This window comes from Paenibacillus sp. G34 (assembly GCF_056856875.1).
Genome location: NZ_CM166469.1, coordinates 5,826,476 through 5,839,179, shown reverse-complemented (window position 1 = coordinate 5,839,179; position 12,704 = coordinate 5,826,476). Strand labels below are relative to the sequence as shown.

The 12,704-nt window shown below is 44.6% G+C and carries 10 protein-coding genes; 9 read left to right on the top strand and 1 reads right to left on the bottom strand.

Going from position 1 to position 12,704, the window contains the following annotated elements; genetic code table 11:
* Positions 1-310: 310 nt before the first annotated feature.
* From AC1VYS_RS26425 to AC1VYS_RS26415, 3 genes are all read left to right on the top strand, one after another.
* The gene (locus AC1VYS_RS26425; protein WP_482912091.1) at positions 311-1,195 is read left to right on the top strand and encodes an ABC transporter ATP-binding protein; all 885 of its coding nucleotides are present in this window, start codon (positions 311-313) and stop codon (positions 1,193-1,195) included.
* Between the two features lie 100 nt (positions 1,196-1,295).
* A complete protein-coding gene (locus tag AC1VYS_RS26420; protein WP_482912090.1) occupies positions 1,296-2,114 on the top strand; it encodes an IucA/IucC family C-terminal-domain containing protein in 819 nt (272 codons plus the stop codon).
* Between the two features lie 65 nt (positions 2,115-2,179).
* The gene (locus AC1VYS_RS26415) at positions 2,180-2,659 is read left to right on the top strand and encodes a glutathione peroxidase (protein ID WP_090924172.1); all 480 of its coding nucleotides are present in this window, start codon (positions 2,180-2,182) and stop codon (positions 2,657-2,659) included.
* A gap of 162 nt (positions 2,660-2,821) precedes the next feature.
* On the opposite strand, the gene pelA is transcribed toward AC1VYS_RS26415, so the two are convergent.
* Entirely contained in the window at positions 2,822-4,021 is a 1,200-nt protein-coding gene (pelA, locus tag AC1VYS_RS26410) for a pectate lyase (RefSeq protein ID WP_482912089.1), read from the bottom strand.
* A 540-nt stretch (positions 4,022-4,561) separates the two neighbouring features.
* Between pelA and AC1VYS_RS26405 the strand changes: the two genes are divergently transcribed.
* The 6 genes from AC1VYS_RS26405 (at position 4,562) to AC1VYS_RS26380 (ending at position 12,252) form a co-directional block, all read left to right on the top strand.
* Positions 4,562-5,923, top strand: a complete 1,362-nt coding sequence (locus tag AC1VYS_RS26405; RefSeq protein WP_482912088.1) for an FAD-dependent oxidoreductase — start codon at positions 4,562-4,564, stop codon at positions 5,921-5,923.
* Positions 5,924-6,200: 277 nt separating this feature from the next.
* Positions 6,201-7,067 carry a formate/nitrite transporter family protein gene (locus tag AC1VYS_RS26400; protein ID WP_482912087.1) on the top strand — a complete coding sequence of 289 codons (867 nt, stop codon included), beginning with the start codon at positions 6,201-6,203 and terminating at the stop codon, positions 7,065-7,067.
* Between the two features lie 501 nt (positions 7,068-7,568).
* Positions 7,569-9,632, top strand: coding sequence for a molybdopterin-containing oxidoreductase family protein (locus AC1VYS_RS26395; protein ID WP_482915133.1), 2,064 nt, complete (start codon positions 7,569-7,571; stop codon positions 9,630-9,632).
* 281 nt (positions 9,633-9,913) lie between these two features.
* Positions 9,914-10,789 carry a hypothetical protein gene (locus tag AC1VYS_RS26390; protein WP_482912086.1) on the top strand — a complete coding sequence of 292 codons (876 nt, stop codon included), beginning with the start codon at positions 9,914-9,916 and terminating at the stop codon, positions 10,787-10,789.
* Between the two features lie 12 nt (positions 10,790-10,801).
* Positions 10,802-11,014, top strand: coding sequence for a hypothetical protein (locus AC1VYS_RS26385; RefSeq protein ID WP_482912085.1), 213 nt, complete (start codon positions 10,802-10,804; stop codon positions 11,012-11,014).
* 323 nt (positions 11,015-11,337) lie between these two features.
* Positions 11,338-12,252, top strand: a complete 915-nt coding sequence (locus AC1VYS_RS26380) for a class I SAM-dependent methyltransferase (protein WP_482912084.1) — start codon at positions 11,338-11,340, stop codon at positions 12,250-12,252.
* Positions 12,253-12,704 lie beyond the last annotated feature (452 nt).

The following is a 12,704-nucleotide window of genomic DNA, read 5'->3' as shown; positions in this document are numbered from 1 at the left end:
AGGGAATTAGGCGAACAGTGAAAAATGGCACGGAATCACTGAGAAATGATCTCATATAATAGGTGTCAGAACTGTCGTAGAGAGGCTGAATTTGAGCAAAAAAAGCCTTATGCCATCAAAATAATTGCGATTTTCGGTTGACAAGTGATAATGATTATCAGTATCTTTAGTGTAGAAGATTTAATTGTTTAGTTTAGAAGATCAAAGCGCCCGTAATATTCAGAAATACCGAATCAGAATACAATTTCAATTTCGTTGTCGTTACTATAGCCGGAATACATACCGGGATTAATGAGAGAGGGATGATCGCATGTTTCGTCTGGAGACGTCCAAGCTGGATATCGCTTATGAGGAAAGACTGATAGTTGAGGATCTGAACATTCAGATTCCGCAAGGGAAAATTACCGCACTTGTGGGAGCCAACGGTTCGGGGAAATCAACAATCCTGAAAACGATGGCACGCATCATGTCTCCAAAGTCAGGCAGCGTGTTACTCGACGGCAAGTCCATCCATAAGCAGTCCACGCGTGAAGTTGCCAAGCAGCTTGCGATACTGCCTCAGAATCCTACAGCACCGGAAGGACTAACAGTTACAGAACTGGTTTCTTATGGCCGTTTTCCTTATCAAAAAGGGTTCGGTTCCATGCGAGCAGAAGATAAACGCATGATTGAGTGGGCGATCGAAGTGACCGGCATGGTAGAATTCCATGACCGTCCAATCGATCAGTTGTCCGGTGGACAACGTCAACGTGCCTGGATTGCCATGGCACTCGCACAGGAAACCGATATTCTGTTCCTGGACGAGCCGACAACCTTCCTCGATATGGCTCATCAGCTTGAAGTATTGCAATTGCTGGAGCATCTGAATGCAACGGCTAATCGTACCATTGTAATGGTTGTCCATGACCTGAACCATGCATCTCGTTATGCTCAGCACATGATTGGAATCAAGCAAGGTAAAGCCATTGCAGAAGGTTCACCGGTAGAAGTGATGACCTCAGATGTACTGCGTGAGGTATTCAACATTGAAGCCGACATCGTTATGGACCCGCGCTCCAATGTACCGCTGTGCTTGCCATATGCACTTGCTGGGGAACGTCCAAGACCAGTTGCTCCTGAAACCAAGGTCGTGAACAGTGCGATGGTTCATGCGGCGGGTCGTACGGAACATCGCGTGCAAGCAACAGGCAGTTAAAATAACCGAGCTGGATCGGATGTGCGATCCTGAATTATAGAAATGAAGCCGCTGTGCGCTGTTAGCACGCGGCTCATTCGCATTCATAGGAGGTTCACTAATGAGCGCAATCAATTACACCTGGCTTGAACAATATGCACGTATTTCGACGAATCCCATTTTGAGCTCTGTTTACGCTGTACCTCTGGCTTCATTAAGAGACGCAGAGCAGGCCAGAGATATGCTAACAGCATATAACGAACATTTGCGTGCAGATAGTTTGCAAACCGCTGCGGTGTATTTCATGCATTCTGTTCGTGGTTTGCTTCTCGGGATACATTACCTAAACGCGATGTGTGACAAGGTGTTGGATATTTCTCTGGATAATATCCGATTACAACTTACTCTGCAGGATGGATATCCTGCATTTCATTTTCAACTGTTAGATGACGCTGAAAAGGCTCATCCAGCGCCTCCCGTTAACGACGAGCACCACTCAGCGGTAGCTTCTACATCTACGCGTCAGGCGATGCTCACAGCTTATTACGGAGAACAGCTTCGGCCTTTAATTGAAGGAGTGGCAGTAGCTGGCGGGGCGAATACAGGCCAGATGTGGGCACAGCTTGCGTCGATCCTGAGATGGTTCAAAACGTTGGCTGTTCAGATGGAGATTACGGATCAGGAGCGAGAAGCTGTTATTCAGGGGTATGAGTATGTGATAACGATGCCACCGGAAGTTCTGGGATTGCGTAAAAATCTGTTAAAATTCAAGCCGGTAGAGATCGACAGCCCGTATCAACCGGGGGAGAAGATCTTAATGAAGTCAACATGCTGCCTGTATTATAAGGTGGATGGGGGTCAAGATTATTGTTACACGTGTCCCAAACTGAGCAAAGCCGAGCGGCAAACTCGATATGAGGCGATTGTGGCTTCCCGGTAAATTTGAAGTTCACACTTGAACACGTTTATAATTGGGGTATTACGATCTCATAGGAGGAATTAGCAATGTCCGTATATTCGTACAAGGCGGTAACCACCGCAAATCAGGAAGTGCCGCTGGATATGTATCAAGGCAAGGTGCTCGTTATTGCAAACACAGCGAGTAAATGTGGATTGACTCCGCAATACGGGGAATTGCAGAAGCTCTATGACCGTTATCGTGATCAAGGCCTCGTTGTGCTCGGCTTCCCGTGTAACCAATTTGGTGGACAAGAGCCTGGGACAAGCGAAGAAGCAGAATCCTTTTGCCAGATTAACTACGGCGTTAATTTCCCGGTCTTTGCAAAAGTAGATGTGAACGGGGAAGAAGCTCATCCCCTGTTTCAATATTTGAAAGAACAGCAGCCTGGCTCAGGTGAAACCAGCGACATTCAATGGAACTTTACCAAGTTCCTTGTGAACCGTGAAGGTGAAGTTGTGGGCCGCGTTGAACCGAAGGAATCACCAGAGTCCATGAGTGCAACGATTGAGCAATTGCTCGGTTAATATGCTGCATCTGTAAGGTAAACGTATGATGACAAGAAGCCTGTCCTGCTATTTCGCAGAGACAGGCTTCTTTTAATTGTCTACAGAGTTACATCTCCACATAGGGGATACACACTAAGCACTCTATTCATAAGTCTAAACCTAGTAAAAAGTATGAAATGATTATGATTTGGGAAGTGGCTTGCTAAGCTTGTAATACCCTTGCTCAGAGGCAAGCTTCAGCAGATTACGAGCGTAACTTCCTGCCCAAGAGTAGCCATGTCTGCGTTCTTCGCTTATTTCGAGAATATTCATATATTTCTTGCCGTCCCGATCTGCGTAAAAAGGAACATCTTCTTCCACGTTGTAGAAACGGTACCAGATTACACTGCCAGCATCCGGTTCGAAGTATACAGGGCCTTGTCGATTGTATTTGGTACCATCTTCGCGAACGGTATCAAACCATTGCAAGGCACTTTTGACAGCATGTTCGATTTCAGGTGTTTGCGGTATGGACATTAGAAATGCTGTAACAGCGACAGACTCTGATCCCGATTTGGAAGCCAGCTCATAGGCTCTGCCAGGTAACGGTTCATAGGTCACAGGATCATGCTGTGCTCCCCAGACGGTGGGGACTCCGTTATTCATAATCTGAGCTTTCAGGGTGTATGTAATGCCTTTATCGAGTGCGGCCTTTAGTTTACTGCGTTCCTGGCTCGTCAGAATATCATTATCAAACCCGTGTTTGCGCTGGGTGATATCATCCAGCAGAATCATCGTCTGTACCATCGCATTATCGTTGTACGTTACGGCATCCGAGTAATTGCTACGTTTGGGATAAACTTGAGGCCATCCTCCGGAAGGATATTGTGAAACGAGAATAAAATCAACGGCTTTGCGGACACTTTCCTTAAAGACGGGATTGCCTGTTTTGGCATACATTTCAGTCAGGAAGCGGATTTCCGAAGTCGTAGCATCATTATCAAAGGTTCCAAGCTCAACACCATTCGGGTCTTTCCAGCCAGAACGCTCGGTCACACCATCCCAAGGGTTTACGTATTGTTTTTCCATGTCCTTGTAGAAGCCGCCGTGTGGCATCTGCCAGGATACGATATTCAGGGCATATGCCGTATCTTTGGCAAGGTCCCCCGTGGAGAAGTTGCTGATATCCCTGAATTTTTGTAATAATGAGGACACGTCTACCCTGATCGAACTAGACTTCTGGCTCGGCAAAACTTCGGTTTTAATGGTCACTGACGTGGAGGGAATATCGGTAGTGTCGGAAGCAGCAGCATATGCGGCACCGAATCCGGTGGTCATCATGGCCATGGAAAGTGTAATGGGAATAATGCGTAATGGGGCTAGCAATTTACGGTTACTCAAGTGAACGCCTCCTAGAGATATTATTTTGTTATAACTAATATGGAACCTGTATAACAACTAATCCAATAAAAGGATTCTATATATTGTAAGCGCTTACCAATAAAGAAATCAAGCCTAAATAAAAATAGGATCAATTTTATTACATCCTCAGGTCCATTATGATCGATAGAAGAGAAGCCTTATCGGGTCGTTGATACGGAAATTGAATGATTTGGAGAGCATAAGCATAATTCAACTGGGGGAAAATGAAATTAGTGAAAAAACGGAGAAAATAAAATTAGTAAAAAACCGGATTAGGTCAGTGCAATCAACGTATTGAGGTCATTGAAGAACCGAGCGCGGAAGCTGAACTGGCACTATTTTATGAGGAAATAGAAATTATTTTTGCAAAACCTATTGCAATGTGAAAAAGATCACATTATAATGAGTGTATAAAGTGAAATAAATCACAAGCGAGCTTTCGAACTGGTAGTGAATTATTTCACAACCATAATAACGTTTATTATTCATTATTTTATATACTCCAAGGAGGAACTACTCATGAAAATCGCAGTCATCGGATGTACACACGCAGGAACGGCAGCTATCGTAAATACCGCTAAATTATACCCGGACGCTACCATTACGGTCTATGAACGCAATGACAACATTTCCTTCCTGTCTTGTGGCATTGCGCTCTACGTCGGTGGAGTGGTAAAAGATCCGGACGGTTTATTCTATTCTTCGCCAAATCAATTGGCAGACCTTGGCGTTGTGACCAAAATGCTTCACGAAGTTACTGCAGTTGATGCGAAAGGCCACACCTTGCGGGCTAAAAATCTGCAAACCGGGGAAGAATTTGAAGATACATTTGATAAACTAATCGTAACTACGGGTTCATGGCCGGTTGTACCAAAGCTTGAAGGTATCGAGATGGATAACATCCTGCTCTGTAAAAACTACAATCACTCCAACACCATTATTGAAAAAGCGAAAGATGCGAAACGCGTTACTGTAGTCGGCGCAGGTTACATCGGCGTGGAACTGGTCGAGGCATTCCAGATGAACGGTAAAGAAGTGACGCTGATCGACAGTGTGGATCGTATTTTGAACAAATATCTTGACTCCGAATTTACCGATGTTATCGAAGATACACTAACTGAAAAAGGGATCAAACTGGCTCTTGGTCAAACTGTACAGAAATTTACGGGCGAGAATGGCAAGGTAACCAAAGTCATCACATCCAAAGGGGAGTTCGAGACTGACTTGGTCATCCTCTGCATCGGATTCCGTCCAAATACGGAGTTGCTCAAAGGTCAAGTGGATATGTTACCTAACGGTGCAATCATCGTGGATAAATATATGCAAACAAGCCAGGAGGATGTCTTTGCTGCAGGTGACAGCTGTGCGATACACTACAATCCGACAGGCAAAGCGGCTTACATTCCACTGGCAACAAACGCTGTGCGGATGGGTACACTCGTAGCACGCAACCTGGTTCGTCCAACGACTCCTTACATGGGAACACAGGGCACATCGGGCATCAAAATCTATGAGCAAAATATTGCGGGAACAGGTATGACCGAAATGTCTGCCAGAGAGGAAGGGCTGGTGGTAGAGGCGGTTATCCTGGAAGACAGCTACCGTCCGGAATTTATGCCAACCGCTGAGAAACTGCTTCTTAAAGTGGTCTACGAACAAGCGACTCGCCGGATTGTCGGAGCACAGGTGATGTCACAAGTGGATCTGACGCAGTCGATCAATACAATCTCGGTTTGTATCCAGAACAACATGACGGTGGATGAGCTGGCGTTTATCGACTTCTTCTTCCAACCACATTACAATAAACCGTGGAACTTCTTGAACACTGCAGGTCTGCAAGCCCTGCCTCCGGTGGAGGTTAAAACACCAGCACTGGTGTAAGTTGGCTGGGATTGCGCAAGGCATCCACAATGAAGATGGCTTGCAACGATAAAGAATTCGGGTGCATCATAAAATAAAGAACAGTGGGGAGGCTGGCGATTCATATCGTCAGTCTTCCTTTTTGTCGTCTCTGGAAGGCAGGTGGGGAATTTGATCATCTTCTTGAACTACTTTGTGATTATTTGCACAAAGTTTTCCGAGAGGTCGATATACAATGAATTCATGGATAGCGTTTCTTGACATACGAACGGATCGAAGACAAAGGAGAGGATGACATATGGCGACTAAAACCCCTCAAGAGGTTGCACAATATACGGCACAGGCCGGGTTGAAAAAAGCGCAAAATCCGGTTTCCTCAGTACTGATTTTGGGTTTCTTGGCAGGTGCATTCATTGCGCTTGGGTTTCTATTGGATATTCGTGTAATTGCATCTGCACCTGCAGAGTGGGGGAGCATTGCAACATTTATCGGAGCGGCGGTGTTCCCGGTAGGTCTAATTCTGGTCCTGATTGGCGGGGGAGAACTGTTGACGGGTAACATGATGGCTGTACCGCTCGCTGCAATCACACGTAAAATCTCTCCAGCCAGCATGCTGAAGAACCTGTTGCTCGTGACACTGGGCAATCTGCTCGGTGCCCTGTTCGTGGCCTTTTTCTTTGGTCATGTGCTCGGGCTTACAGCCGAAGGTGTATACCTGACTAAAGTGGTTGATATGGCAGGACACAAGCTGCACGACAGCTTTTTGCAAGCTTTTATCTCAGGCATAGGCTGTAACTGGCTGGTAGCGCTGGCTGTGTGGCTGTCCTATGCGGCCGATACGATGAGCGGTAAAATTCTGGGTATATGGTTTCCAACGATGGCGTTTGTGGCTATCGGATTTCAGCACGTTGTGGCCAACATGTTTCTGATTCCGGCAGCGATCTTTGAAGGACACTATACCTGGGGGCAGTACGTCATGAATTTTATTCCGGTCTGGCTGGGTAATCTAACGGGTGGTGCTTTGTTCGTAGCGGCTGCATACTGGATGGTATATCTCCGCAAGACCGAGCAAGTAGCCACAGTAGCCAAAAATGAAACAATGGTTCCTGCTGTAACTTCTCCTATGGAAGCAGAGGGCAGAGCGATGTGGAGCAAACAGGCGTAACCCATGGTAGAGTCGACACTTAGGAGCATCGTATTCGCAAGTATAAATAGTCAGAGTGTAGGAAGATAGTTACGGAGATTTACCAGATAATAATACAGGAATAATGAAGTGAGATGATGCATCTTATCGCTTCACGACAAGTTTGGTCGTGGCGAGAGGAGATGGGATCATCTTTTTTTTGCACAAAATTAAATTCGCCATGACAAGGTTCGGGGGAACGAAACCTGAGCATGGCGAATTTCGGGAGTGGTCCATGATATGGCATGAGGAGGAAGTGGGGAAACACCAACCTAATGCCTTGTTCTTAATTTACCCCCGGGTTCAGAGAATGAATCAAAGGGATAAAAAATTATTTTTGAAAAAACGAGAATAATGGATTTGCACAGAAATATGCTACCCGACATCCAAGGAAATTTGGCCGATTTACCCTGTTCTCTTTACGTTTTAGTCCCGAACGGGATATGATATAGGGATAGCCATTGAAAGAGGGGGAGCCAAATGATGATCGATCAGGAGAATGGTGTATTTCCAGCGGTATGCCCGCTCGATTGTCCAGACACATGTGGTCTGCTATTACATAAAGAACAAGGTAAGATTGTTAAGGTCACGGGTAATCCGGATCACCCGATTACGAAGGGTGCGATCTGTAATAAAGTTCGAAATATGACGGAGCGGGTGTATCATCCGGGGCGTCTTCAATATCCGATGCGGCGTGTCGGCGCCAAAGGTGAAGGCAAGTTCGAGCGCATCAGCTGGGAAGAAGCCATTCAGGAAATTACAGGAAAGTTTAAAGACTTGTCTGCAACGTATGGACCGGAGAGCATTCTCCCTTATAGTTTTTACGGAAATATGGGTGTACTCGGCGTAGACGGTATGGATCGGCGTTTCTTTAATGCACTTGGCGCTAGTATGCTGGAGCAGACGATTTGTAATGCTGCGGGCAACACCGGCTGGAAATATACGATGGGAGCTAATCACGGCACGTTGCCTGAGGATACAGAACATGCAGATCTGATTGTGGTCTGGGGTGGGAACATCGTTAGCACCAATATGCATCAGGTTGTACTGGCGGAGAAGGCGCGCAAGAACGGTGCCAAGATCGTCGTCATTGACGTTCACCGCAACCGGACGGCGCAATGGGGAGATTGGTTTATTCCACTCTACCCAGGTACGGACAGTGCGCTGGCACTGGGATTGATGCATGTGCTGTTTGAACAAGGACTAACGAATGAAGCGTTTATGCAAAAATATACCGTAGGACACGAAGCGCTGCGCGAGCATGTCCGTAGTTACACACCGGAGCGCGTAGCACGCATTACAGGCGTGCCGGAAGAAACCATTGTGGAGCTGGCGCAGCTCTACGGATGCGCTAAGGCTGCTCATATTCACATTGGCAATGGCTTACAGCACCATGACAATGGGGGCATGAACGTACGCAGCATTGCCTGCTTGCCTGCGATTACGGGGCAATGGCTGAAGCGCGGCGGCGGTGCGGTTCGTACGAACAGTTACGCGAGCACCAACAGTGATGCGCTGGAGCGGCCTGATCTAAGGCAACAGGCTGAGCCGCGAGTCGTAAATATGAACCGGATTGGCGAAGCATTGCTGGAAGCGGAGCAGCCGATCCGGGCCATGTTCGTTTACTGCAGCAATCCACTGGTGGTAGCACCGGATACGGAACGAGTGGAGCGAGGTTTTGCAAGAGAGGATCTGTTTACGGTCGTTCATGACCTGTTCATGACGGATACGGCGAAATATGCAGATATCGTGCTGCCAGCAACGTCTTCTTTTGAAGCAACTGACCTGTATCTATCCTACTGGCACCAATATGTCCAGTTGCAAGAGCCGGTGATTGCACCAATCGGCGAGAGTAAAAGTAATGTGGAGCTGTTCTCGCTGCTCGGACAAGCGATGGGTTATGATGCGGACATCTTTGGTGAGAAGCCGGAGCAGATGATTGAGAACGCACTTCAGGGCACGGAGAACCCTTATATGAACGGGATTACACTGGATCGTCTGAAGCAACAGCGGTTTGTGAAGCTGGATATGTCGGCCCATGAATCCTTCCTGGAACATCTGCCTACGCCATCCGGTAAAATTGAATTATATTCCGAGCAGATGGAGAAAAAAGGGCTACCGCCATTGCCAACATACGCTGCGCTAGTTGAAGGTTTTGATGGTGAGAACCCGGCTGGACCACATGATGCTTATCCGCTCATGTTTGTATCTCCGCCAAACCATAATTTCCTGAACTCCAGCTTCGGCAATTCAGCTAAACATCAACGTTTGGAGAAGATGCCGCTACTGCAAATTCATCCAGAGGATGCGGCTCGCCGCGATGTGCAGGATGGGGATTCAGTTGTGGTATGGAATGAACGCGGACGTATTGAACTGACTGCCAAAGTGACGGATGCGATGCTTCCTGGAACGGTCATCAGTCAAGGGCTATGGTGGGATGGCGAGGGCAAAAAGCAACGCTCCAACTCGCTGACATCGAATCGATTGTCGGATATGGGGAATGGCGCAACCTTTTTCTCGGCCACGGTTGAAGTGAAGCGACAATAAGGGTGATTGTAGTACGAATTTATTCTAATAGCTAATATTTGTAAATGTAATCCAATAAATTAGTGGAATATAACACTCTTAATATAAAATGTTTCATAATACTTCAAGAGATTTACTCAATGAGCATATAGGTACAAAGTAATGAATTTAAAGATATACTGTAGTTTTTTGGTACTGATTTTACAAAAATTGATCATCTCATGTTCTGACTATGCAATACTAAATACAGTAAATGGATTATTTGGATTTAATCTGTTTAACTTTATTTAGGAGGATATGGTATGAAAAAAATTGCTCTAATGACTTCATTGTCACTATTGTTTACTTTAGTGCTTTCAACATTCTCGAATATTAGTTATGCCGATACCGTTGATGCGGACGAAGAACAGGTTCAGGAATTGAAATATGACTATTCGAACCAAGATGGGTTAATTAACATTGACGCTAGTTACGAAGAAACTAATACAGGAGAAAAAGTAGACTTTAAAATCACTGAAGAAAATGGAATAAGAACTGTAAAACATTATATTGATAATAGTTTAGTGGCCGAAGCAATCTATGATATGGCTACTGATGAAATTATCACTACAATGGCTGATGGGAAGATTGAAAATAAAAAGGCGAGTGAAATGATTACGGAAGTAGATAATAGTTCACTGGCGGACGAGAAAGGTAATCAAAATACAGAGTCAGAAGTCTCACAGAATGCTGTAACAAATGCATCTCCTGGATTCAATTTTGTAAAGCAGAAGTATAACAATGCTTGGAAACAATACGGTTCAATTTACCAAAAACAGTCCATTCTGAAAGATAAACACTATAAATTAAATATATCAGCTGGTACTGCTGTCGCTACGGTTATTACAATTATTGATATTTATTACACTAAGGGGAAGTTTACTACATTTCTAAAAGCATTAGGGATTACCGTTTTGGGAGTTACAGTAGACTCCATTGTTGGTGCTATGGATGCAACTAGATATTTAACACAGGTGGAGGTTTATTCTCAAGGTTTATTAGGGCTAGCTTCCGAAAGATATATAGTAAAAGCTACATTTAATGGGAAAACAGCTCAAGTTCATGATGGTGGGGATACAAGGACCTACGATGAGTTGATTGATATAGGAGTGTATAATGTAGTACTCGAAAAGTTATAAAGGAATGATGACATGAGAAAATTAACAGAGTATGAGTCGGCAAAACGGGAAATCGTAATGTCTGTTATTTATATTGTTGGTGTCCTTATATTATTTTATATGGCTTTGGAGGCCTCTTTTATCATTGCTGTGGCTGTTTGTGTACCTTTGGAAATTGCGTTTGTAATAAGATTGATGTATGAAGTGAAGAAATTCAAAAAAATTAAGCAGCGAGATGCTTCTTAGATGAATTCCGATGAAAGGCTTTCGCCGTAGCAAGTCATGCTATGTGTGCGGGAGCCTTTTGTCTGGAAATAGGCTAGTGGATGTCGGGCTAGTAAGGTGTAAGATGTAATGGACGGATGGCTCGCAACAGGAACCGTTGCGATTGCTCTGCTTGGATTCGTGCTTCATGCAACGAAAAAGCAGTGAATATGGCAAACCAATCTCAAATACATATTGACAAAATAATTTATATATGCTATAATTTACATATATAAATTTTCCGTATATAATGAGGTTCCCTGGCCAGGGGAACCTTATTTTTGTTTATATGGGAGGAAATTATGATGAGCCAGAATAAGCCCAGCATCACATCCCTGATTTCGGCTTTTGCCCGAGCCTATCATGTTGAACATGATGAACCTCTTATTATTAATGATTTTTTAGCGACAAAGCTGATCACTTCACAAGAACGTGCAGATATTGGAGCAAATATGATTCAAGGCATAGATTTCTTTCACTCGGATGCAGATCGTCAGTTCGGGGGAGACCCGGATCAGATTTTAAAATGGATCGTTCAAGTCCAGCTCTCACCCATAACATTGGCTCGTTCTGCCTATAGTGAGCAGGTGATGCTACAAGAAGCTGTATTGGGAGTGAAACAGGTGGTTATCCTTGGTGCGGGTATGGATACGTATGCGCTCAGACACCCGGAACTGGAATATACACTAGATATTATTGAGGTGGATCTACCGCTCGCCCAACAGTTGAAGAAAGAGCGTTTACAACAGGCGGAGCTCATGATTCCAAGTAATCTTTATTTTCTTCCTATGGATTTTACCCGAGAGATTATGAATACTGATTTTACGAGCACAGCATTGAGGAACGTGAGAACTTTGTTTACATTACTCGGGGTTTCGTATTATCTGCCCAAAGAAGATTTTTTTAGCTTGATCCATCAAGCTTTTGCAACGCTCCCTGCGGGAAGTTCTATCGTATTTGATTACGCGGATGAGCATCTTTATGAGGAGAAAGGCAAGTTCAATCGGGTTGAAAACATGGTTAAAATGGCTGCGATGGGTGGCGAACCGATGAAATCCTGTTTCACGTATGTGGAACTGGAGCAGAGGCTTGAACAAGCAGGGCTTCTGATCTATGAGCATCTGTCACCTGAAGATATACAGGAGCGTTATTTCAGTCAACGAACGGATGACTTGTCTGCCTTCGAAACCATTCATCTTATTCATGCGGTGAAAAAGTAACCTTAATCCTTCAATAGCTTTGACCATTTGCTACATGATTTGGCTTGCTTTGTATAGAGAGATGCCTTTATCTTGATCTTTATGCTTATGTTTAGTAAGCGTTAGGTTAGGACTTTCTTATAAAGCAAGTCATCTTCCCATCACGTGAAGTGCGCTTGCTATCCATAAAGAATATAAGAACGTATTGAATATGTCGTTTATTTCTGCGAAAATTAGATAAAATGGTTGAAATCGCTATCACCAGCGACTATAATGATAATGTCGAAACGTTTCAATCTAGCCTGTATAGCTGATTGGTGAATGTTCTTGTTGAACAAGGATGAAGAAATTCATTATTAATGAACGTCTCATAACGACCGTTTTGTCTTTGCATAAGCAGAGAGACAGGAAGGTTGAGCGTAGATTATTTTTTTAAAAATAGCTCGAAACGTTTCGATTTATGAAATAAGGTA

Excerpts from the sequence above, each read along its gene's own strand:
- AC1VYS_RS26385 (WP_482912085.1), top strand. The coding sequence starts at position 10,802 with ATGAGAAAATTAACAGAGTATGAGTCGGCAAAACGGGAAATCGTAATG.
- AC1VYS_RS26425 (WP_482912091.1), top strand. The coding sequence starts at position 311 with ATGTTTCGTCTGGAGACGTCCAAGCTGGATATCGCTTATGAGGAAAGA.
- AC1VYS_RS26380 (WP_482912084.1), top strand. The coding sequence starts at position 11,338 with ATGAGCCAGAATAAGCCCAGCATCACATCCCTGATTTCGGCTTTTGCC.
- AC1VYS_RS26390 (WP_482912086.1), top strand. The coding sequence starts at position 9,914 with ATGAAAAAAATTGCTCTAATGACTTCATTGTCACTATTGTTTACTTTA.
- AC1VYS_RS26405 (WP_482912088.1), top strand. The coding sequence starts at position 4,562 with ATGAAAATCGCAGTCATCGGATGTACACACGCAGGAACGGCAGCTATC.
- AC1VYS_RS26420 (WP_482912090.1), top strand. The coding sequence starts at position 1,296 with ATGAGCGCAATCAATTACACCTGGCTTGAACAATATGCACGTATTTCG.
- AC1VYS_RS26415 (WP_090924172.1), top strand. The coding sequence starts at position 2,180 with ATGTCCGTATATTCGTACAAGGCGGTAACCACCGCAAATCAGGAAGTG.
- AC1VYS_RS26395 (WP_482915133.1), top strand. The coding sequence starts at position 7,569 with ATGATCGATCAGGAGAATGGTGTATTTCCAGCGGTATGCCCGCTCGAT.
- AC1VYS_RS26400 (WP_482912087.1), top strand. The coding sequence starts at position 6,201 with ATGGCGACTAAAACCCCTCAAGAGGTTGCACAATATACGGCACAGGCC.